The following is a 23,012-nucleotide window of genomic DNA, read 5'->3' as shown; positions in this document are numbered from 1 at the left end:
CGGTTCCTTTTACGGTTTACTCCGCCGCATCACTCCCCAATCGGTTGAGCGCGCGCGTCATCAGGGCGCGCAGCTTGGCTGGGCGGAGCGGTTTGTTGAGCAAGGAGTAGCCTTGGGCCGCGATCAGGTCTGCGGTGTCAGAGGAGCGGTCGGCGGTGATGATGACGCCGGGAACGTTAACACCGTGAACATCGCGGAGCCGGATCAGAACATCAAGGCCGGTCTGGCCGGAATCAAGGTGGTAATCGGCAAGGATGATATCCGGGGAGAACGGCGGTCTGCCATCGATTGTTTTGGTCAAGGCGTCTTCGGCAGCACGGCCAGACTGGGCGGTGACCACAACACAATCCCAGTTTTCCAACATGGCGCGCATGCCATCAAGGATCGCCGGTTCGTTATCAAGACAGAGCACGCGAAGGCCGCCCAGTTCGCCCGCCATGCGGCGTTTGGGTTTTGGGGGGGCGGCAGTGTCGGCAACGCCAAGCGGCACTTCGACCGAAAAGACCGTGCCACGACCGGGGCGTGAGCGCACCGAAACCGGATGGCCGAGTGACTTACCCAAGCGATCGACGATGGCAAGGCCAAGGCCAAGGCCCTTCACATCGGTGGTTTCCGGGCCTTCGAGGCGATGGAATTCGCGGAAGATGATTTTCAGTTTGTCTTCCGGGATGCCCGGCCCGCTATCCCAGACTTCAAGCCTCAGTTTATCGCCGCGCACACGGCAGCCGACCACCGCGCCACCCGTGCGGGTATAGCGCATGGCGTTGGAAATGAAGTTTTGCAGGATACGCCTAAGCAGGCGACTGTCGCTGCGCACCCAAAGATCGCGTTTATGGACCTTGAAGGTCAGGCCAGCATTTTCGGCAATCGGACCAAATTCGGTTTCAAGTGCGCCCAGCACATCATTAATTGCAAAGTCACGCACGGTCGGCTGCATGGCGCCCGCATCAAGCTTGCAGATATCCAAAAGCTCGTTCAGCAGTTCTTCGACACCCTTGAGCGACAAATCGACCTTGCCGACCAGATCAAGCACGTCTTCGGCCAGCCCCTGCTTGCCGCCAAGGGCAACGGTAAACAGGCGCGCGGCATTAAGCGGCTGAAGCAAGTCGTGGCTTGCTGCGGCAAAGAAGCGGGTTTTGGTATCGTTCGCCGTTTCGGCCTGCTCCTTGGCGTCTGAAAGCTCGGAATTAAGTACCTCAAGCGCGTGCGTTCGTTCGGTCACGCGCGCCTCAAGGCCTTCGTTGGCTTCCTTAAGCGCCTGTTCGGCGATCTTGCGTTCGGTAATGTCGTGATAGATACAGAAATAGCCCAGCACTTCACCGGTTTCGTCAAAGTGCGGGATATAGGTGCCTTCGGCATAGCGGCCTTCGCGCACGCCAAGGGTGGCGCGTTCGTCATTGCGGTTGCGGGTAATCGCGGGAAATTCGATCTCGAAACTCTGGCGATAACCCTGCAATACAAGATCGATCATCGGGGCGAGATGGACATAGCGTTCCTCGCCCACGGCTTCGCGGACGGACATGCCATGGGCCTCAACCCGGCGCAGGCCAAACATCCGCTCATAGGGGCGGTTGGTAAAGCGCAGGCGCTGATTTTTATCGGCATAGGCAATCATCACCGGAATATTATCGGTGTAAATCCGGATGTTGCGTTCGCTATCCCTAAGGGCTTCTTCGGTGCGGACACGGGCTGTGATGTCGGCAATGGTAGCGACAAAGCCGCCATCGGGCATCGGGTTGGTGCGAACTTCAAGCACCATGCCATCGGCACGCTTGCGCTCATAAGTATGTGGCAAACGGCGCATCTGCGGGGCGGCATTGCGCCCCAGCAGAATATCAATATCGACCGCGCGATTGCCGTTATCGCGGCAGATATGGACAAGCTCCGACAGCGGCAATGTCACCTGAATGTCGCTGGTCGAAATGCCAAGCAAATCAATGAAACGGTGGTTCCATGTGGCAAGGCGCAGGTTCTGGTCAAACACCCCGACCCCTTGCGAGATGTTTTCAAGCGTGTTGAGCAGAAGGTCGCGGTTGAACTTGATGGCCTCGGACGCTTCATCGAGCAGCTCCATCGCATCGCGGCGTGATACCGCCTTATCGGGCAGCAACAATGCCATCACCACGCGGGAGGATGCGGCCCCGACGGCGCCAGACAGCAGATGTTCGGTAAAGTTCGCGGCATCAACATCGGCAAGATCGGATCGCTTGGTTTCGCCATCACGCGATTGCAGATAATTGCGAAAGGCGCGCTGTGCCCAATGCTTGCCAAGGAACCTTGCCGCCAGATCTTCGAGATCGCCCAGCGTCACCCGACCCGGCCAGGTATCGTTGCGCGCGCGTGTATCCTTGCGCCAGACATCGACAAAGACCTGCGCCTGACGGCGTTGGGTGACACCCTGCACCCCAACGGCCGAGCCGACAAACATCAAAACGAAGTTCACACCAAGTGACCAGACAACACCGTGGGTCAGATGATCTTCGATCCCCACCCCCAAAAGGGCCTGCGGGTTCAGAATACCAATGCCAAACGGCCCGTCGGTCAGGAGCGATGATGGCAACAACCCGCCCTGCACAAAGGCCGGCATCAGAAGCGTATAGGCCCATAGAACAAAGCCCGACGTCAGGCCAAGCCGCACCCCCGTCCGGTTGATGTTTTTAAGATAGATCGCGGCGAGAACCGCCGGGCCGAACTGCGCCATGGCGGCAAAGGACAGCATCCCGATATCGGCCAGCGCATAGTTTTCCGCCAAAAACCGATAGAAACCATAGGCCAGAAACAGGATGGCAATGATGGCGGCCCGGCGAATTTTCAACAACACCTGACTGACATCGCCAGACATCCGTTTCTGGAGCCGTTCAGAACGCAGCAAAAGCGGCATGACCAGATCGTTACAGACCATGGTCGAAACCGCGACGCAGGACACAATCACCATCCCGGTACTGGCCGACAAACCACCGATAAAGGCAAATACCGCCAACCAGTTCTGCCCGCCCAGCAACGGCAAGGTCAGAACAAAGGTATCGGGATTAACCGCCGGGTTATGGCTAAACATGAACAGACCGGCAATCGCAATCGGCACGACAAAGATGTTGATCGCAACCAGATAGGCCGGAAACAGCCAGCGCGCGCTGGTCAGATTGCGGCTGTCATCATTTTCAACAAAGGTGACATGGAACTGCCGCGGCAGACAGAAAATGGCAAAGCCTGCCAGCATGGTGGCGATAAAGAAGTTTGATGTCAGCCAGGTATCGGGAATAAACATCTGCCGCACGGTCGGATCAGACAGGGCGCGTTGATTGATATCGACAAATCCGTCAAACATCCCGTAAACGACAAAAAAACCGACCATCAAAAGGGCTGCAAGCTTGATCAGGCTTTCAAACGCCACCGCCAGAATCAGGCCGTCATGATGTTCGGATGCGTGGATATAACGCACGCCAAACAGGATGGCGAACACCGCCATCAGGATGGTGACATAAAACGCCGTATCCTTGGAAAAATGGCCTTCGGAATGGCGAACAACCTGTTGGCCGAGATCGCCGATCAGCACATCAAACGACATCGATACCGCTTTGAGCTGAAGCGAAATATAGGCCAGCACGCCAACCACCGCGATCAGCGCAACAAGGGCGGCCAGACTTTGGCTTTTGCCATAGCGCGAACCCAGGAAATCGGCAATAGAGGTAATGTTTTGCTTGTGACAGACGCGGGCGATCTTGGTCATGATGCCAAAACCGAAAATCATCACCAAAATCGGCCCGATATAGATCGGCAGAAACGCCCATCCCCCGGTGGCCGCAGAGCCCACCGAGCCAAAGAAGGTCCAGCTTGTGCAATAGACCGCCATCGACAGGGCATAGATCGTCGGCTTTAATCTGGATGCGCGCCACTTGTCGGCATATTTGTCGCCATAATGGGCAATGGCAAACAACAACCCGATATAGGTCATGGCAACAATAAAGATCAGTCCGCCCTGAAGCATCGACGCAAACGCCCTTGTTATCGCCGCCCATTCAGGCGGTCACAATTATCTGTTATCGGGGACTATACCACGGCGGGTGAATTGTCTAAAACGGCGCAAATCGTTTTGAGACCAAAGATCAAGGAAAGCGTGGTTCAGATGGCTTCTGATTATGGCTTTTACGCCGGTATCCTGCGGTTCGTCGCAAAAAAGACGGAAACCGATGACGCCGAAATTCGCATCATGATGGGCCATCTGGCCGGGATTGCCGATGCGATTGAACAAAGCGGTCGCTTCATGGTCGAACGCAACAACTGCGAAAGTGCCGCGCGCGCCTTTGCCGGTGTCGCCAAATTCCTGCAAGAACGCATCCTGCCAGAGGCGCTTAATGCCGGGAACGAGGGTGCGGTAGAACAGCTTAAATGGGCGATTGAAACATCGCTGATCCTCGCCGCCGAACTGGTCAAACGGGCCGCCAATGAGGAGCTCAAGGATCAGGACAGGTTCACGTTCGATTTGCCCGCCGCCCCGAACGCACCGACCGTGCACTAAGCACAGACGAACGCCGATTTTGATGACTTCAGATCAGGGTGCCTCGGCACCCTTTTCTTTTATCTGCGTTCAGGATGAGGCGGCTTCTTCGGCCACCACGCGCAGATAGGCATCTTGAAGTTCTTCAAGGACTGATTTGGCCGGTTTGGGCGCACCAAGATGGATATGGCGCAGCTCATCCATGAAACGCTGCCACATGATTGTTCCGCCATCTTCGAGCAATTGGGCACGGATCGACAGTTCCTTTGACACCGGCGTATGCCGCCTTCCCCACGCCCCCATTTGCACCAAAAGCGGGACAAGCTCGATTGCCGGTTCACTCAGGCTATAGATCGATTTTTGCGCGTGGCTTGGATCAGGAGATTTGAACAACAAACCTTCTGCGACCAGTCGTTTCAAACGGGTCGAAAGGATGTTTGAGGCAATGCCTTCTTCAGACTGGCCAAGCAGTTCGCGGAAATGGCGGCGATTGCCAAACATCACGTCGCGAATGACGATCAGGCTCCAGCGATCACCAAGAACTTCCAATGTCAGATTAATAGGGCATCCCGAACGGTGCTGATCCATTCCCAAAGCATCCTTTTTCACACTGGTTGCAAAATAGGATCGGTTTTGTTAAAAGGCAACTGGTTGCATTATGCAATCAGTTTTCATCATAACGGGAGGCCACCATGCCCATCACATTCTATGGCCATCACTTTTCTGCCTATTGCCAAAAGGCCTTGATCGCGTTTCACGAACACAGCGTTGACCACGACCTGCGCAAGATTGACTTCGAAGACCCGGAAATCATGGCGGAGTTTGAGGAAATCTGGCGTCTCAAACGCATGCCGGTCATCATCGATAGCGGCCATACCATCATGGAAAGCAGCATCATCATCGAACATATCGACCTGCATCATAACAGCGGGCATGACCTTGTGCCGCGCGATCGGGCCCTGGCGCTTGAAGCACGCTTTATGGACCGGTTCTTTGACAATTACATCTCAACCCCGCAAATGACTGTCGTATTCGACGTTCTGCGTGATGCAAAGGACCGGGATGCTTATGGGGTTAACAAGGCGATTGACCTGCTTGAAACATCCTATGGCTGGCTTAATGACAGGATGGCTGATCGCACTTGGGCTGCGGGTGAGGATTTCAGTCTTGCCGATTGTGCGGCGGGACCCGCCCTGTTTTATGCGCACTGGACCCATCCGATTGATCGCAAATATCGCCATGTCCACGCGCTACGTGACCGGCTGATGGAACGCCCATCCTTTGCCCGGTGCATCGCGGATGCCAAGCCCTATCGCCATCTATTCCCGCTTGAGGTCGAACATATGGACTAGGCCCGCCCAAAATAAAAGGCCGACGTCATGTGACGCCGGCCTTTTTCTTTCAAAACCTGATGGCTTAGTAAGTGCTGTTGGCAAAAACATTGGCGCGCTGGTTAAGTGCGGTTGCCTCGAATTCCTTGCCATAGGGCGCGGCTTTCTTGGCGAAATCCATCACGGACGCATAAATGCGACCGGTGAGTTCATTCTTCGCAGCAATTTCTTCAAGCGCTTCTTTGGAGGCCTTCGCAAAGGCATTGATCAGATCGTCATTGAAGTGACGGATCTCGGTGCCTTTTTCAAGGATCGCCTGATAGGACTGAATATTGTTGAATGCGAAATCCGACAGGGTCTGTTCGGCATTGGCCTGTGCGGCAACGGCGACGATTTCCTGAAGGTCTTCGGGTAATTCGGCAAACTTGTCCTTGTTGATGAAGACTTCGATGCCCGAACCCGGCTCGGCGAATGCCGGGGTGTAGTAGTATTTGGCAACCGATGCGAGGCCAAAGGCATAATCGTTCCACGGACCAACCCACTCGGCTGCGTCAATCGCACCTGACTGCAAGCTCGGCAGGATGTCGGCAGCCGGCAGAAGCGACGGGGTTGCACCCAGACGGCGCATGGCTTCGCCACCGATACCGGCATAACGGACCTTAAGGCCTTTGAGGTCGTCAACCGAGTTGATTTCCTTGTTAAACCAGCCACCGGCCTGAAGGCCTGTGTTACCCGCCAGGAACGGCTTGACGTTGAACTGGGCATAAAGCTCGTCCCAGAGCGCCTGACCACCGCCAAAGCGCAGCCAACCGGAAAGCTCCCAGCCCATCAGACCGAACGGAGTGGTGGTGAAGAATGAAACAGCCGGGTCCTTGCCAAACCAGTAATACGGGGTGGAGTGCGCAAGATCGGCAACGCCCTGCTCGACCGCATCCATGCATTCAAGGGCCGGGACAAGTTCACCCGCGCCGTAAACGGTGATGTTCAGGCGACCGCCCGACATCTTGTTGACACGTTCGGCAAACAGTTCGCCGTTCGCACCAAGGCCCGGGGTTCCTTTCGGCCAGGGCATGACCATGCGCCAGTTGATGGTTTCATTTGCTTTGACGATTGATGGTGCAGCGGCAGTAGCGGCAAATGCGCCTGCGGCAACGCCTGCACCGCCCAGAAACGCGCGACGTTTCATTGTGGGGCTCCCAATATTGGTAAAATTTTGCGTAAAAAGCTTACGAAGATAATTTCGTAACCTTGTTTGGGCCCAAAGTTACGGTTTTTGGCGCAGGCAACAATTAACGATTGCGGGATGCAGCATCGCACTGAGCGCATGACATCGACATTTCATCGATAAATTTTCAACCATAGAGCCAAACAAAAAGGGACTGCCAGAATGGCAGTCCCTGACCGGGGATCGAACCGAGGGTCCGATAAAGATTTAAAGGCGGGTCTTAGTAGCCCCAGACCTTTGCACGGTGCATCAGACCGGTTGCCTCGAACTCCTTGCCGTAACGTGCAGCTTTTTTAACGAGGTCAAGGTAGCTTGCAGCAATCCGGCCAGCGAGGTCGTTCTGGCCAGCAATTTCATCAACAGCTGCCTTGGAATGTTCGGCCAGCGCCATGATGACTTCATCGGGGAACTGACGCACCTCAACACCCTTGTCGATCAGCGGCTGATAGGACTGGATGTTGTTAAAGGTGAAGTCGGCAAGGGTATTTTCGGCAATCGCCTGTGCGGCAAAGCGAATGATCGCCTGCAGATCCGGTGTCAGCGCGTTAAACTTGTCCTTGCCAACAAAGATCTCAAGACCCGGACCAGGTTCGTGGAAGGCCGGGGTGTAGTAGTATTTGGCAACCTGATACAGACCAAACGCCATATCGTTCCACGGGCCAACCCATTCGGCCGCGTCAATCGCACCCGACTGCATCGCTGGCAGGATTTCACCCGGCGGGATCATGGTCGCGTTGGCACCGGCACGGCGCATGGCTTCGCCGCCAAGACCGGCATAGCGCATTTTAAGGCCCTGCAGGTCATCAAGCGAATTGATTTCCTTGTTGAACCAGCCGCCAGCCTGCATGCCAGAGTTACCGGCATAGAACGGCACAACGTTGAATTCTTCGTAAGCTTCTTCCCAAAGCTTCTGACCATCGCCAAAGCGGATCCAGCTTGAAAGCTCCCACGCGGTCAGACCGAACGGGATGGTCGAGAAGAAGTTAAGGGCCGGGTTTTTGCCCTGCCAGTAATACGGGGTACCGTGCGCCATTTCGGCGACACCCTGTTCGACGGCATCCATGCATTCGAACGGCGGCACCAGTTCACCGGCACCATAGATGGTGATGTTCAGACGACCAGCCGACATCTCCTTGACCATGGCGGCGAACTTTTCGGCATTGGTGCCAAGTCCCGGGGTTCCTTTTGGCCATGGCATCACCATGCGCCAATTCAGCGTTTCCTGTGCGGATACAACAGCCGGTGCTGCAACCGAGGCAGCAACTGCACCCGCACCCAGTCCGGCCCCTTTTAGAAACTGACGACGTTTCATTCCGATCCCCTTAAATTCTTGTGTTTTGGTGGTTTTTTGCGCAACCACCAACTTGCGGAGGGGAATTTTGTCTAAAACGACTGTCCTTTTCCACTATTTTTGCCGAAATCAGGAAATATTTTTTCTTGCCGCTACGGAATGCTGCCCTTCAGTCCGCCAACTGTGTCTTACGACCCAAGGTAGCGATTGTAATCGGCGACGAACTGTTCAACCGTGCCCGCCCCAAGCGGCGTGTTGTAATATTGCTTCCAATAGGCTGCCAGCCCGTTGACGTCGTTGGGATCGGTCGGCATCGCGGCTGGTGCCCGGTAGTAGCGAATACGACAAAGCGCCGTGGCATAGGCCAGATTGGTCGCCAGTTGTGCGTCCTTGTCGGGCGTACCGTCTGCTTGTGCTGGCTGCGGGGCAAGAAACCCGTCCACTTTGGCTTTCAGGTCCGCCCGGTAATCAAGATAGTTTTCATAACAATCATGCAAGGTTGCCGGTTCCATCTGGAAAATTCCCAGCGCCGGACCACCGCCAACCTGTTCAATATAATCGCCCAGATGACTTTCATGGGCGGCTGTGCCCATGATCAGATTTTCCGCGACATCTGACGCAGGCAATCCAAGGGCCGCCAGAACCGGTTTGACGACAAGGGTGCGAAGCTGCGTGGCATTGATTGGCATAGGAGCCTCCATTCAACCAATGGTATAAGGACCCCTATGACGCAGCAGATCGGGAAATGAGAAATCTTTTCTGTTTTTTCTCTTTATCCGCGTAATTTAACACATGGAAACAGTATTTTAATTACATAAAATTGCACCAAACTAACCTTTTGGATAGTTAAACTAGACCATTCAGATCCAACCTAAAGAAACAACATCTTTTAAGTGTTCACATTGCTTGTTGTTTCTTGGGGGATCAAAAGTGGTACATCCTGAACTGAAAAGCCGTCTCGACTTCATCGGACTGGACGAACCTAAAATAAAACAGCTCAAACGCGCATGGCCAGTGATTGAAAAAAACCTGCCGGGCATGCTTGATCAGTTTTACCATAAGGTGATGAATAACGCGGCTCTGGCAAAAATTATCGGAGATCCGTCAAACATTGATCGTCTGAAGAATGCCCAGGCCAAACACTGGGCCAAACTTTTTGACGGCGCATTCGATCAATCCTTTTACGACGACGTGCGCCGCATCGGTAAGGCCCACGAACGGATTGGCCTGACGCCCGAAGCATATGTTTCGGCCTATAACTTCATGCTTGGCGAAATCACCGCTGTGCTGTGCAAAAATTTCAGTCGTGATTCACAATTGCCGTTGATGATCATCGGCTCGACCAATGCGTTGCTGATCGATGTCGAAATGGCGATTACGGTCTATTACGAAGAAACGCAAAAGACCTATGCCGACAAACTTCAGCAAATGTCCGACGAGTTTGAAAAAACCATCGGAACGGTTGTTTCCGCCGTTTCAAGCTCTGCCGAAGATATGTCACAGGCATCTGAAACCCTGTTGGCCAGCATGCAGGAAACCCAGGGCGAAGTTGAAAAGGCGCGCGGTGCTGCTGAACTGTCTGCCGATAATGCCACCACGGTTGCCGGTGCGGCGGAAGAACTTGATAGCTCCATTCGCGAAATCTCAAGCCAGGTTTCGCGAGCCTCGACGATTTCCAACGAAGTTGAAGTTTCTGTACAACAAACATCAGACACGATCGAAACCCTCAATGCCGCCGCCGAGCAAATCGGCACTGTCGTTGACCTGATTGACAAGATCGCGAGCCAAACCAACCTTCTGGCCCTGAATGCCACGATCGAGGCTGCCCGTGCCGGCGAAGCAGGCAAAGGCTTTGCCGTGGTCGCAAGCGAGGTCAAAAACCTTGCCAATCAGACCGCGAAGGCCACCGGCGATATCACAGCACAAATCAACAATGTGCAGCAAAGCACGGTTGCCGCGGTGAATGCCATTCACGGGGTGGCCGGCCAGATCAGCAACATCGTTGATTCCGTCACCGCCATCTCCGCAGCCGTCGAACAACAGGCCGCCGCCACCACCGAAATCAGTGGCAATATCAACGCGGTATCATCGGCCAATCGCGATGTGAACGGCAGCCTGGAAACCGTCAATGGCACCGCACAACGCACCAGCACGGTGGCACAAAACGTCTCGGACGTCTCACGCATGCTTAAGCAGAATTCCGAAAAACTGCGGTCAGATGTCGATGCCTTCATCACGAAGCTGACATCATAGGATCAAACACCACCTCACCCCGAGGCCGCGCTGCTTATGCCAGTTGCTAGCGGTCGCGTGCCTCGGACGGTGTGATGCCAAACACACGCTTGAAGGCGGTTGCGAAATTGGCCGGGCTTTTATAGCCCGCCGCCCAGGCGGCCTGCGCAATCGTCAGGCCGTCCTTTTCCATGGCATCGCGGGCCGCGACAAGACGGCTTTCACGGATGAAATCCTTTACCGTCATGCCATAGGCATCCTTGAAGATGCGCTGCATGCTGGCGACACTGATCCCGATGGCGGCGGCAATGGTCGGAAGAGTTTGCTGTTCCGGGTCACTGGCCAGAATGAAATCTCGGATTTCCTGTGCACGATGATGCCGATCCAGCGCATCCGGGCCGGAATTTTTGCCAAGCGTCGCCGTTTGGTCCGCACCGTTCTGAATGGCGGAAAGTGCTTCGGCAAAAATCTCCAACCCGCGACTTTCTTCATACAGCTCGCGCATAAGCGGATCCGTTGCGTGCGGATAGATCAACTGATCAGCAAGTGCGAGCACCCGGCGTGACGGCCGCCAGCTGCGCACAGAAATGCCCGCATTGAAGAAGTCGGCGATTTCGCGATAGCGGGCCGGTGACTTGCCAAGCTGGCGCAAGACCCAGTCAAACTGTGCCGAAATCATCACCTTGCTGATTTCGCTGCCTTTGTGGATATAACGCCTGACCTTGGAGGGTTGCGGCACCGCCAAGACAAAGCCAACCGGGTGGGCACGTGCGTCAAGATCAACCGGCACACCATCAAACTCGGCCTGCAACCGTCCCTTCAGCATAATGGCAACCTTTACGGCCGCGCCGACATGATAGTCGGCGATGGCATCCTTCATCTCCATCGTGTCAGATGTGTGAATATCAAGAAACGACTGCGTATCGCTAAATGACATGCGCCCGCTCATCAACGCGCCGCGACTTGCCAAGGCGTTCCCGAGCTCGCCTGTTTCCTTGATAAGGGTGCCGCGTTTTTCCAGATGGCTTCTGGTAATAGAGTCACGCCGCGTTATTTGCCGGTGTGCTGTTACCCCCACAAACCTCTCCTGCATCATTTTGAAGTCACAAAGCATCTTTGAACATGCAATCGGCGCCGCATGGCCTATGCGAAGACATGCTGACGATTTCGCAAACATGTCCGGCGATTTGGCAAACATCATTCCTGTTGCATCCCCGCCTGCGAAAATAATATTCACAATCATTCGCATTTGCAATTATATTTCTCAGGAAATGAACATGCCACAGTCACCCTCGCCAACCCCATCGCCCCGGATCAGCGCCCTTTTGCGCACGACCGTTCTTGCCGGTTTTTCGCTTGCGGTTTTGCCATCAATCACCTTTGCCCAAGGGGCCAACAACGATGAAACCGTGACCAAGCCCCTCGAAGTCACGGCTTCGGCCAAATCGGCACAAGGCCTTCCCGGTGGTGTTTCGATTGGCCAGGACGAACTGGATCGTAAAAATCCGCAGACGATCAAGGATGTCTTTTCATCGGACGCGTCGGTTGAAGTCGGCGGCCCGACCGCCATCGTTCAGAAGGTCTATGTGCAGGGTATCGAGAATACCAAGCTCAACGTTCAGGTTGATGGCGCACGTCAGGTAGATTCAAGCTTCCACCATATCGGAACAGCTATCATTGATCCGGCGATGCTGAAATCGGTTAATGTTGAATCCGGTGTCGCCCCGGCGGATGCCGGGCCACACGCCTTGGGCGGATCGATGTCTTATGAAACACGTGATGCCCGGGACGTTCTTGAAGCCGGTGACACGTTCGGTGGCTGGGGCAAGTTGCAGTACAACTCAAACACCAAGGGCTTTGCCGAATGGCTAACCGTTGCTGGACAGTCAGACGGGTTTGAAGCGCTGGCGTATCTGAAAAACAGCAATCAGGGCAATTACAAAGACGGCGAAGGTGATGAGGCGATTGGTACCGCCGATGGCAGCGAAAGCGGACTGGGCAAGATTGCCTTTACCGGCAATGACGGCGGCCGTTTCGAAGCGTTCGCAAGCCATCTTGAAGATGAAGGTGTCCGCCCGTCCCGCCCGAATTATGCGGTTCTGGCCAACGGCGCAGCGCCACAATGGCTGTCCTATCGCGATACCTCGGTTGGGGTGAGCTATGTAGATGAAATGCCGTCTGGCCAGTTTGATCCGGAATTCAGCCTGGCATACAGCCGCACGGTTCTGAACATTCCGGCCCTTCAGGGTGGTGCGAACTTCTATCACGTCAAATCCGATATCCGGTCCATCAACGGCAAGGCCGCAAACAATTTTGAAGTCGATAATGGTGTCATCACCGCCGGGATTGATTTCTATCGCGATGAGGCAACCGGATATCACAACCGATCCCCGCGCAACGGTAACTATTCGGAAACCTCGACCGATATTGGCGCATTCTCGCAAGCCCGCCTGTCCCTGACCGATCAGTGGCGTGTGTCGTTCGGCGGCCGTGCCGATCAGCAATGGTTCGAAGGCCTGACCGGTGAAGACTTTTCCGAATTCGGACTGAGCGGCAATGCCAACACTGAATATGACCTTACCGAACAGTTGATGGTATACGGTGGTGCCGGGACCACCTTTGGTGGCCTACCGCTTGGTGAGTCAGCAATTTATGAATTCAGTGGCAACTGGAATTATGACGGTTTTGCCCCTTCGCGGTCCTATAACGCAAAGGTCGGTTCGCGCCTTGCGCTTGATGACTGGACGCTGGATGGAAACCTTTTCTACAACCTGATCGATGAATCCCACGATCTGTCGAGTGCGACCCGTAACTCGACAGTCGATCTCGATACCCGTGGTGTCAATCTGTCTGCCATGTATTCCTATGGTCCGGGCTTTGCGCGCCTGACCTATTCCCACACCAACGTTAAAACCGACGGCGGCGTCCCGCTGAGCACCGAGGCCTCCTATCAGGGCGTCATCATGGGTGACATGTTCAACTTCGATGCTGGTCACAGCTTTGATAGCTATGGGCTGCGCGTTGGCGGCAATGCGGAATTCGCCCTTGCCGATGACAGTCCGGAAGAACGCGGCAACGAAAAACTCGATAGCTACTTCGTTGCCAATCTCTATGCCGAATGGGTCCCCGGAGTGTTGAACGATGCAGTTACCCTGCGTGTGGATGCGCTGAACATCCTTGATCGCGATTACATCGACCGCGCAACAACCGGTTATGACAGCACGCGCATCAGTGAACCGTTCCACGAACCCGGACGCACTTTCCTGATCTCGGCGAAGGTCGATTTCTAGGACGCGAAGAAACACTCATCGAACCGAAATGGGCAGCACATCAGGTGCTGCCCGTTTTGGCGTTTGAAATGCACGACAAGACAAACCTTCAGGATGACCTGACATGAAAATTCGCAATCTTCTTGCCTTTGCTGCGGCGACACTGATCTGGGGTGCAAGTGCTTCCGCTGGTGAAACGGTCACGCTGACTGATATTGCTGGACGTGAAGTCACCGTCGAGGTGCCGGTCAAACACATGATCCTTGGCGAAGGGCGTTTCCTGCCGTCGATCGGCATTCTCGATCCGGAAAATCCGGTGCGCTGGATTGCTGGAATGATGGGCGACTTCAAATCGCTTGATCCGGCATCCTTTGCGCAATATCGCGAAAAATTCCCCGAGATTGATGATATCGCGCTGGTTGGTCGTCAGAACGAGGAAACGTTTTCTGTTGAAGAGGCCGTGACAGTCGAGCCCGACGTGGCAATTTTTGGCATGTCGGGCGGCCATGGGCCTAGTTCCACCAGCCACGAAGTTCTGTCTGTCATGGGTGCGGCAGACATCCCGGTGGTGATGATCGATTTTCGGGCCAAGCCGTTTGAAAACACGCCCAAAAGCATCCGTCTTCTGGGCAAGCTGATGGGCAAGGAAGAACAGGCAGAGGCCTTTGTGAAATTCTATGAGGAGAACCTTCGAAAGGTGACCTCACGCGCCGCAAAAATAACCGAAAAGCCCAGTGTCCTCCTTGAAAGCCGTGTCGGCCTTGCCGAGAACTGCTGCGAAGCCATGGGCAACGAGATGATCGGCAAGTTCGTTACCCTGGCTGGTGGCAAAAACATCTTCGCCGATACCATTCCCGGCGTAATCAGCCAGATATCGGTCGAACAGGTGATCTTCACCGACCCGGACGTCTATATCACCACGGCCATCGGATCGTCCGGGCTGAATGCGGAAACAAATGCACGTCGCATTGTCCTCGGTGCAAACACAAATGCCGATCAGGCGCGTGTGTCCTTGGCGCACAGTATGGAACGGACCGGCCTGCCACTTTTGAGTGCTGTTAAAAACAGGAAGGTCTATTCCGTCTGGCATCACATTTATAACAACCCGATCAATGTGTTTGCCCTGCAGGCGATGGCGAAGTGGCTGCATCCCGACATCTATGCCGACCTCGATCCCGACGCCGAACTGGCAACGTTCTTCGAGCGCTTTCAGGCGGTCGATCTGAACGGTGTCTACTGGATCGGCCTTGACGACACGCCGTCACCATAAGCCGACCCAACCCCGCAAACGCAAACAGAGAGATCGCCAGATGATTACCACAAAGGGATCGGTCAAAACCGATAAGGCCGCCAAGTATCTTGTCCAGCTGTGCAAACATTTCGCCCACAAGGTCGAAGTCGATCTGGGCGAAACCGCCGGCAATGTGGCGTTTCCCATGGGGCCGTGTGTCATTACTGCCCATGAGGATCGCCTGACCTTTGACGGACAGTCACACAAGCCCGAGGGTATCGAGAGCATGAAGGGTGTGATTATCGTTCATCTCGACAAATTCGCCTGGCGCGAGGCACCACTTGATTATCACTGGGAGGACGGCGAAACGCCTGATGCCTAAACGCGCCTTACGCAAACAAAAACGCCAGCCTTCATGGGCTGGCGTTTGTCATTCTAGTGAAGCTGATAGGCGACTGGTACGGTCCAGACGACATGTTGTTCGGTCATCTCGTCGGGGAATGGCGGGAATTTCCGCACCCGTTCGATCAGGCGTTCGGTTTCGCGATCAAGGATGCTTGATCCGCTTGAACTGACCATACTGGCCTCAAGCACCGTGCCATCGCGCGCAATGACAAGGCGAATACGGTTTTCGCCCTCGATCCGGCGGCGCATGGCGCGTTCGGGATATTCGCGGTAGCGCGCCAGTGTTTGCAAAACCGATGCCTGATAATCCACCATCTTTGCCTGGCTTGCCGCACCACCACCGCTACCAGCCGATGAACTGGCCGCCTGACTTTGGGTGGTTTCACCCGTCGTGCCCTCCGACTTGACCGAGTTGGTCAGCCCGGAGGGCTGTGGCGTTGGCTGGGCGGCTTTTTCGGCCGGCTCGGGTGCCTTGGTCGGCTTTGGGGCCTCTGCCTGCTCCACGGGTGGTTTGGGCTTCATGCGCACCGGCAGGACCTCTGCCAGCTGCTGCTCGACAACCGGCTCGGGTTCTGGTTCTGGTTCGGTAACTTGTTCGATGACCGGTTCTGGTTCCGGAATGGGTTCTGGCTGTTGCTCGACCACTTCCGGCTCTGGTTCCGGGAGAACTTCTGGTTCAGGCTCAGCCACTTCCTCGGGGATCGGTTCAGGCTGGGGTTCCTGTTCCAGATCCGGTTCAACGATTTCTTCGGGCACTTCGGCGGCCATGCTGTCAACCGCGTCGGCACTTTGGGTATCTGTTTCCGCCTCGCCGGTTTCGGCCTGCCCGGCACCCAGCGAAATGCTGATACTTTGTACTGCCCCTGCCCCGCCCCAGCCCGATGGCTGCGGGTCGGGCATGGCAAGCACGATCCCGCCAGTCAGGACAAGACCGGTCAGCCCGGTCGCAATCAAAAGATCAACGCGTTTGGACATGCTATTCCTGACCCGGCTGCATGGCCGTCATCAATTGGACCTTCTCAATGCCAAGTTCCTGAAGGCGCGCCAGAAGGGTCACGACCTTGGCACCTTCGACTTCGCGGTCGGCCCGGATTTCAACCGGACGGCCGATATAATCGGCAGGCAGCATTGACGACAGGCGATCAAGCCCACCCGTCAGATCATCAATCCCGATTTCACCATTGCTGCCAAACCACAGGACAATGGTGTCTTCCGGCTGGCCTTCAGCCGTTTGGCTGGCAGGCGGGTCAACTTCAAAGGGACCGAGTTTTTGCAGGCTTCCGGCGATCATGAAAAAGATCAAAAGCAGAAAGACGATGTTGATCAAAGGCAACATCGGTTCCTGAACCGGTCCATCCTCGGCAATCTGGATGCGGCGTTTCATTCAATGAACTCCACATCCGTGACACCACCACGGCCCAGCGTATCCATGACTTCGACCAGTCGTTGCAGATTGGCACCGTTGATCGGCCGTAGGCGCACCTGCGATCCGTCATGATCGCGCAAAAGCGTCGGTGCCAGATTGGACAGCGCAATCGCATTGCCGTTGATCGACAGACCGCCATTCACATCGACCTCGACCGTGACCGGTCGGGTATCGCTTTGGCTGGTGGCGCGACCATCGGTGATGCTGACCGACATCTCAAAGCCCTTCCAGTCAAGGAAGCTTGAGGCCAGCATGAAGAAGATCAGCAGGATAAAGACAACATCAATCAGCGGGGTCAGACCGATCATCGGTGTAGAACCGCTGTTGCGTTCGCGCAGCTGCATGGGGCGACTTTCGGAAACGGGTTTTATTCGGCGGCGTGGCGCAGTTCGGAAATGTTTGATGCGCGGGTAAGCGTCTTGCGGGCCAGTTCACCGCGATTGACCACCAGCGTACAAACATCTTCCATCGTGGCGGCAGCACGGCCAATCACGCCCTGCATCCACATATGAAACGCGGTTGCCGGGATCGCGACCACAAGGCCAATTGCCGTAGTCAGAAGTGCCAGCCAGATACCGCCAGACAGCACAGACGGATCAATACGGCTGCCGGCCCCTTCCATGCGCTGGAAGGCCTCGATCATGCCCATGACCGTACCCAGAAGACCCAAGAGCGGGCTTAGCACGGCAATGGCCGACATGATCCGCAGACCACCATTGAGACCATCAATTTCCTTGCGCGCACGCGAAGCAATCAGATCCGAGGCCGCTTCGCGTTCCTCAGACGAACTTACCGGAAGCATCATGCCCGACAGCGCAATGCGCGCGGCCGGATGGCGACGGCGGGCCAGAATTTCGGCCGCCTGCTGCTCGTCACCCGATGACAAGTGACGTTCGACATCCTTTACAAAGCCGTCGGCAAAAACACCACGGCGCAGGAAACCGACCAGCTTATAGAAGAACACCATAAGCCCGATCAGCGCCATCGCAGCCAGAACCCAGCCGACCACGCCAGCCCGGTCAACCTGCTCAATCACCGGAAGGCCAACAAAGCCATCGAGCATACCGGTCGACTGGGTCGTTGCAGTTGCATCAATGGCAAGCCCGGTATTCGGGTCCACCATGACAGAACCGTCCGCATTAAGATTTCCGGTCGCAGAGTCAGCCCCCACCGGGACGAGTGCGCCATCGGAAGAAAGCGGCGTTTGCGCATCCGAAGATGCGGCTGATGAATTCACAGGGTCAGACATGTAACTTTCCCGATCACAAAATTGATCACCACCAGACGTCCTGCTCTGGTGCGTTTGAAACTGATTTGCATTCTTTACAGGAAATAGAATTGCGATGCAATCGCAACCAACAGGCCAAAATACATTTCATGCTGATCCCCTGCCCCGGACAGGCCTATTCAATGCGGGAAAGGGTTTGCGTGATCGATCAGGAATTGCGATGGGAAATATGATGGCAAAAGCCGGATATGCAAAACCCCCGGAACTTCTGGGTTCCGGGGGTTTTGAATTGGTGAGCCCGACAGGATTCGAACCTGTGGCCAACTGATTAAAAGTCAGTTGCTCTACCAACTGAGCTACGGGCCCTCAACGTTGGTGAGCGGCGTTTTAATGGGCCAGACGGGATCGGTCAACCCCCCTTTTTATGCGAAGATGCACATCAGCCATGAAAAGACGTCAAATGGCGAAAAATACCTGCCAATCACATGCCTGAATGTGCCTTTGCGGATAGCGAAATATCGCCAATGGCAAGACGGGTTCCGGCGTCGGAAAAAATCGCGATATGCAGGGAGAATCCGGACAAATAAAAAGCCCCCGAAACCGGTTGGGTTTCAGGGGCTTATTGGTGAGCCCGACAGGATTCGAACCTGTGGCCAACTGATTAAAAGTCAGTTGCTCTACCAACTGAGCTACGGGCCCTCAAGGTTGGTGAAGCGCGTTTTAATGGCACAGGCGGCATCGGTCAACACCTGTTTTCCATATTTTGGCTCTTTTTGCGCATTCAGCCCCAAAAACGCGAAAGCCGCCCCATGAAGGGACGGCTTTCGGTTGTAATACTTCAAATATCGCGATTATTGCGCGTCGGCAGCAACCTGCATTTTGACGATCTGATCCGGGTCGGCAACGCTGCCATTGGCCCAGGGCGCACCCTTTTTGATCATATCGACATATTCCATGCCCTCAGTAACTTCGCCCCAGATGGTGTACTGGCCATCAAGGTGCGGTGCATCGGCAAAGACGATGAAGAACTGGGAATCTGCACTGTTCGGATTGGCCGAACGGGCCATGGAAACGGTGCCGCGAACGTGACGTTCATTCGAGAACTCGGCATCAAGTTTCTGGCCGGAACCACCGGTTCCGTTGCCTTTGGGATCACCGGTCTGCGCCATGAAACCTTCGATCACACGATGGAATTTCAGCCCATCGTAAAAGCCTTCACGGGTGAGTTCCTTGATCCGGGCAACATGTTTCGGTGCCAGATCCGGGCGAAGCTGGATCACAACGCGGCCATCTTTCAGGTCAAGATAAAGCGTGTTTTCCAGATCCTGAGCGACAGCGTCGTTTCCATTGGACATGGTGATAAATCCTAGTACGAGAGCGATAATTGAAAATAGACGAAAAAGACGCATGGCCTGCGTTATTCCTTTTCTTCTGCCAGCTTTTCGTGCAGCCGTTTCAGCACGTTTGCCGGCACAAATTCAGTGACATTCCCGCCCAGACGGGCGATTTCCTTCACGAAACGCGAAGAGACAAACTGTTGTTTGTCCGATGCCATCAAAAAGACGGTTTCAACTTCCGGGGATAGCCGGGCGTTCATCCCGGCCATCTGGAATTCATACTCAAAGTCCGATACCGCCCGAAGACCACGGATAATCGTGCTGGATCCGTTTTCCTGGGCAAACTGCATCAGAAGCGATGAAAATGGCTTAACTGAGGTACGGGCGGCAACTTCACCGCCCGCAGCCTTGAGTGCACCTTCAACCAGTGCACAGCGTTCATCGACCCCGAACATCGGACCTTTGCCGGCGTTGATCGCAACGCCGACAATCAGTTGATCGACGATCCGGGTCGCACGACGAATGATATCCATATGCCCTTGGGTTACCGGATCAAAGGTGCCCGGATAAATCCCGATACGCGATACGGTAGAAGACGTTTCAGTCATCGAACTTCCCGTTATTCGTCGCGGTCCGCTTCATCAGATGCCGGTGCCTCAGCCGCATCTTCATCAGATGCTTCCGGGGCCTGGTCGGCGGTTTCAACGGCACCTTCGGCACCCTCGATCACACCTTCCTCGCCATCGATGATCTCATCATCTTCATCACCAAGGTTTGACAGACGTTCGACTGCGACGACCTGTTCGTCTTCGGCAGTACGGAACAGCGTCACACCCTGGGTCTTACGCCCGGCAATACGGATGTCATGGGTCGGCATACGGATGACCTTGCCACCATTGGTGACCATCATCAGTTCGTCGCCTTCTTCGATCACGAAGGACGCAGCGACATTACCGTTACGTTCCGACATCTCGATATTGGCAAAGCCCTGACCACCACGGCCGGTCACACGATATTCATAGGCAGACGTCCGTTTGCCATAACCGTTTTCAGTAACCGACAGGATCATCTGATCGCCACTGAGAATTTCCTGATACCGTTCTTCGGACAGCAGTTCGAGCGGAAGGTTATCAGCCGTGATTTCCTCGCGACGCAACTTGCCGGTGATAGAAAGGTATTCACCGCGCTCTTCCATCGAAACATGGTTGCCAAACAGAACCGACATCGCGATGACTTCGTCCTGATCGGCCAGACGGATGCCACGCACACCGACCGAATTACGGCCGGTAAAGACGCGCACGTCACCGACACGGAAACGAATGCACTTGCCCTGACGGGTTGTCAGAAGGATGTCGTCATCATCGGTACAGGTCTGAACCGCAATCAGCTTGTCACCACGCTCTTCTTCAAGCTTCATGGCGATCTTGCCGTTTGATTTCACATTCACGAAATCGGCAAGGCTGTTACGGCGGACGTTACCGGTCGAGGTGGCAAACATCACATGCAGGTTCGGCCATTCTTCCTCATCGGGAAGCGGCAGGACCGTGGTGATATATTCGCCTTCTGAGAGCGGCAACAGGTTCACAAGCGCCTTGCCGCGCGATTGCGGCGTACCCATCGGCAGGCGCCAGACCTTCATCTTGTAGACCATGCCCTCGGAGCTGAAGAACAGAACCGGGGTGTGGGTATTGGCAACAAACAGCTTGGAAACGAAATCTTCCTCGCGGGTTGCCATGCCCGAACGGCCTTTACCACCGCGACGCTGTGCGCGATAGGTCGACAGCGGAACACGCTGGATATAGCCGCTGTGCGACACGGTCACGACCATGTCTTCACGGGCAATCAGGTCTTCGATGTCATGTTCGAATTCTGCTTCCTGAATTTCGCTGCGACGCGGGTCGGCGAATTCATTGCGCATTTCGGTCAGTTCATCCTTGAGGATCGTCAGCTTGCGCTCACGCGAGGCAAGGATATCAAGGAAGTCCTTGATCTTCTCACCCAACTCGGTCAATTCGCCCGCGATCTTGTCGCGTTCGAGACCGGTCAGGCGATGCAGACGCAGTTCAAGGATCGCACGTGCCTGTGCTTCGGACAGGCGATACATGCCATCGGTTGAACCAACCTGGTTCGGATCGGCAATCAGTTCGATCAGCGGAACGATATCGCCCGCCGCCCAATCACGTTCCATCAGCTGTTCACGTGCAACAGTGGGATCGGCTGCATTACGGATCAGTTTGATGACTTCGTCGATATTCGATACGGCAATACCCAGACCCACCACGACATGGGCACGATCACGCGCCTTTTTCAGAAGGTGGATGGTACGACGGGTAATGACTTCTTCGCGGAATTCGACGAAGGCCTGAATGATTTCCTTCAGGTTCATCAGTTCCGGCTTGCCACGGTTCAGCGCCAGCATGTTGACACCAAACGAGGTCTGAAGTGCTGTAAAGCGGAACAGCTGGTTCAGGACAACGTCGGCATTGGCATCACGCTTAAGCTCGATCACCATGCGCACGCCCGAACGGTCAGACTCGTCACGCAGATCGGAAATGCCTTCGAGCTTCTTGTCGCGGACCAGTTCGGCGATTTTTTCCATCAGGGTGGCCTTGTTCACCTGATAGGGAACTTCGGTCACGATGATGGCTTCGCGGTTGGCACGGATTTCCTCGACATGGGTACGTGCCCGCATGACGACAGAACCACGGCCGGTCTTGAACGCCGAATGGATGCCCGAACGGCCAAGAATAAGACCACCGGTCGGGAAATCCGGACCATGGACAAATTCCATCAGACCTTCGACGGAAATATTGGGATCATCAACATAGGCCATGCAGCCATCAATGACTTCGCCAAGGTTGTGCGGCGGAATGTTGGTTGCCATACCAACCGCAATACCACCGGCACCATTGACCAGCATGTTGGGGAAACGGGCCGGGATAACTGACGGTTCCTTGGTGGTTTCGTCATAGTTATCGCGGAAATCAATCGTATCCTTGTCGATATCATCCAGAAGGAAGTGCGCGGCCTTGGCCATGCGGGCCTCGGTGTAACGCATGGCGGCGGCCTTGTCGCCATCCATGGACCCGAAGTTGCCCTGCCCGTCAATCAGCTGCAGGCGCATGGAGAAATTCTGCGCCATACGGACCATGGCATCGTAAATCGCGCTGTCGCCGTGCGGGTGATATTTACCCATCACGTCCCCGACCACACGGGCCGATTTGCGGAACGGCTTGTTATATTCAAACCCGTTCTCGTGCATGGCGTACAGAATACGACGATGTACCGGCTTCAAACCGTCTCGGACGTCAGGCAGTGCGCGGCTGACGATCACGCTCATCGCGTAATCGAGGTAGCTGCGGCGCATTTCTTGTTCGATGGAAACCGGGAAGATATCGCGGTTCTCGGGATTGGTCTCTTTGGTGGACAAAGGCCGTGACCTCTTAAACGCTTGATCAGAAATGATTCAATCGGCGTGACATACACCTATTTGAAGGCACATGCCGGACCAGAAAGGCGGAAAGTATCAGGTTTGTCCCGCA

19 protein-coding genes and 2 tRNA genes are annotated in these 23,012 nt (G+C 55.1%); 6 read left to right on the top strand and 15 right to left on the bottom strand.

The features are described from left to right. Positions 1-16: 16 nt before the first annotated feature. Positions 17-3,985: a NahK/ErcS family hybrid sensor histidine kinase/response regulator gene (locus FHI25_RS16820; RefSeq protein ID WP_210519714.1), complete on the bottom strand. Its 3,969-nt coding sequence runs from the start codon at positions 3,983-3,985 to the stop codon at positions 17-19. Positions 3,986-4,123: 138 nt separating this feature from the next. Here FHI25_RS16820 and FHI25_RS16815 point away from each other — a divergent pair, with 138 nt between their 5' ends. After that, entirely contained in the window at positions 4,124-4,516 is a 393-nt protein-coding gene (locus FHI25_RS16815; RefSeq protein WP_210519712.1) for a hypothetical protein, read from the top strand. Positions 4,517-4,585: 69 nt separating this feature from the next. Here FHI25_RS16815 and FHI25_RS16810 read toward each other — a convergent pair whose 3' ends face one another. Further along, entirely contained in the window at positions 4,586-5,083 is a 498-nt protein-coding gene (locus tag FHI25_RS16810; RefSeq protein WP_210519710.1) for a helix-turn-helix domain-containing protein, read from the bottom strand. A gap of 104 nt (positions 5,084-5,187) precedes the next feature. On the opposite strand from FHI25_RS16810, the gene FHI25_RS16805 reads away from it, so the two are divergent. After that, on the top strand, positions 5,188-5,847 hold the full coding sequence (locus FHI25_RS16805; RefSeq protein WP_210519708.1) for a glutathione S-transferase family protein: 660 nt from the start codon (positions 5,188-5,190) through the stop codon (positions 5,845-5,847). A gap of 64 nt (positions 5,848-5,911) precedes the next feature. On the opposite strand, the gene FHI25_RS16800 is transcribed toward FHI25_RS16805, so the two are convergent. The 3 genes from FHI25_RS16800 to FHI25_RS16790 all read right to left on the bottom strand — a co-directional run bounded on the left by FHI25_RS16800 (position 5,912) and on the right by FHI25_RS16790 (position 9,031). After that, positions 5,912-7,012 (bottom strand): TRAP transporter substrate-binding protein, encoded by a 1,101-nt coding sequence (locus tag FHI25_RS16800; protein ID WP_210519706.1) that lies wholly within the window; start codon positions 7,010-7,012, stop codon positions 5,912-5,914. 259 nt (positions 7,013-7,271) lie between these two features. Then, positions 7,272-8,363 carry a TRAP transporter substrate-binding protein gene (locus FHI25_RS16795; protein ID WP_008892312.1) on the bottom strand — a complete coding sequence of 364 codons (1,092 nt, stop codon included), beginning with the start codon at positions 8,361-8,363 and terminating at the stop codon, positions 7,272-7,274. Between the two features lie 167 nt (positions 8,364-8,530). Continuing rightward, positions 8,531-9,031 carry a hypothetical protein gene (locus tag FHI25_RS16790; RefSeq protein ID WP_064782520.1) on the bottom strand — a complete coding sequence of 167 codons (501 nt, stop codon included), beginning with the start codon at positions 9,029-9,031 and terminating at the stop codon, positions 8,531-8,533. 241 nt (positions 9,032-9,272) lie between these two features. On the opposite strand from FHI25_RS16790, the gene FHI25_RS16785 reads away from it, so the two are divergent. Further along, entirely contained in the window at positions 9,273-10,595 is a 1,323-nt protein-coding gene (locus FHI25_RS16785) for a globin-coupled sensor protein (RefSeq protein WP_210519704.1), read from the top strand. Positions 10,596-10,641: 46 nt separating this feature from the next. Here the strand turns inward: FHI25_RS16785 and FHI25_RS16780 are convergent, their stop codons facing one another. Then, positions 10,642-11,511 (bottom strand): AraC family transcriptional regulator, encoded by an 870-nt coding sequence (locus tag FHI25_RS16780; RefSeq protein WP_246879160.1) that lies wholly within the window; start codon positions 11,509-11,511, stop codon positions 10,642-10,644. A gap of 340 nt (positions 11,512-11,851) precedes the next feature. On the opposite strand from FHI25_RS16780, the gene FHI25_RS16775 reads away from it, so the two are divergent. The 3 genes from FHI25_RS16775 to FHI25_RS16765 all read left to right on the top strand — a co-directional run bounded on the left by FHI25_RS16775 (position 11,852) and on the right by FHI25_RS16765 (position 15,456). After that, on the top strand, positions 11,852-13,864 hold the full coding sequence (locus tag FHI25_RS16775) for a TonB-dependent receptor (protein WP_210519695.1): 2,013 nt from the start codon (positions 11,852-11,854) through the stop codon (positions 13,862-13,864). Between the two features lie 103 nt (positions 13,865-13,967). Further along, complete coding sequence (locus FHI25_RS16770) at positions 13,968-15,113, top strand: ABC transporter substrate-binding protein (RefSeq protein ID WP_210519693.1); 1,146 nt, start codon at positions 13,968-13,970, stop codon at positions 15,111-15,113. Between the two features lie 40 nt (positions 15,114-15,153). Further along, complete coding sequence (locus FHI25_RS16765; RefSeq protein ID WP_210519691.1) at positions 15,154-15,456, top strand: DUF2218 domain-containing protein; 303 nt, start codon at positions 15,154-15,156, stop codon at positions 15,454-15,456. 53 nt (positions 15,457-15,509) lie between these two features. Here the strand turns inward: FHI25_RS16765 and FHI25_RS16760 are convergent, their stop codons facing one another. From FHI25_RS16760 to gyrA, 9 genes are all read right to left on the bottom strand, one after another. Continuing rightward, entirely contained in the window at positions 15,510-16,454 is a 945-nt protein-coding gene (locus tag FHI25_RS16760; RefSeq protein WP_210519689.1) for a TonB family protein, read from the bottom strand. A gap of 1 nt (position 16,455) precedes the next feature. Further along, positions 16,456-16,863: a biopolymer transporter ExbD gene (locus FHI25_RS16755; RefSeq protein WP_008892304.1), complete on the bottom strand. Its 408-nt coding sequence runs from the start codon at positions 16,861-16,863 to the stop codon at positions 16,456-16,458. Beyond that, positions 16,860-17,249 carry a biopolymer transporter ExbD gene (locus FHI25_RS16750; RefSeq protein ID WP_210519687.1) on the bottom strand — a complete coding sequence of 130 codons (390 nt, stop codon included), beginning with the start codon at positions 17,247-17,249 and terminating at the stop codon, positions 16,860-16,862. The genes FHI25_RS16755 and FHI25_RS16750 overlap by 4 nt, the downstream gene beginning before the upstream one ends. 23 nt (positions 17,250-17,272) lie before the next feature. Continuing rightward, positions 17,273-18,154 carry a MotA/TolQ/ExbB proton channel family protein gene (locus FHI25_RS16745; RefSeq protein WP_210519685.1) on the bottom strand — a complete coding sequence of 294 codons (882 nt, stop codon included), beginning with the start codon at positions 18,152-18,154 and terminating at the stop codon, positions 17,273-17,275. A gap of 269 nt (positions 18,155-18,423) precedes the next feature. Then, positions 18,424-18,499 (bottom strand) — tRNA-Lys (locus FHI25_RS16740). 257 nt (positions 18,500-18,756) lie between these two features. Beyond that, a tRNA-Lys gene (locus tag FHI25_RS16735) sits at positions 18,757-18,832 on the bottom strand. Positions 18,833-18,984: 152 nt separating this feature from the next. Then, positions 18,985-19,488 carry a peptidylprolyl isomerase gene (locus FHI25_RS16730; RefSeq protein ID WP_063088087.1) on the bottom strand — a complete coding sequence of 168 codons (504 nt, stop codon included), beginning with the start codon at positions 19,486-19,488 and terminating at the stop codon, positions 18,985-18,987. 62 nt (positions 19,489-19,550) lie between these two features. Beyond that, entirely contained in the window at positions 19,551-20,078 is a 528-nt protein-coding gene (coaD, locus tag FHI25_RS16725; protein WP_008890703.1) for a pantetheine-phosphate adenylyltransferase, read from the bottom strand. A gap of 11 nt (positions 20,079-20,089) precedes the next feature. Then, positions 20,090-22,900, bottom strand: coding sequence for a DNA gyrase subunit A (gene gyrA, locus FHI25_RS16720; RefSeq protein WP_008890702.1), 2,811 nt, complete (start codon positions 22,898-22,900; stop codon positions 20,090-20,092). Positions 22,901-23,012 lie beyond the last annotated feature (112 nt).

The sequence above is a fragment of the Thalassospira sp. ER-Se-21-Dark genome (genome assembly GCF_017922435.1).
GTDB lineage: Bacteria > Pseudomonadota > Alphaproteobacteria > Rhodospirillales > Thalassospiraceae > Thalassospira.
Note: the sequence above shows the minus strand (reverse complement) of the source record. Positions and strands in the feature narration are given on the sequence as shown.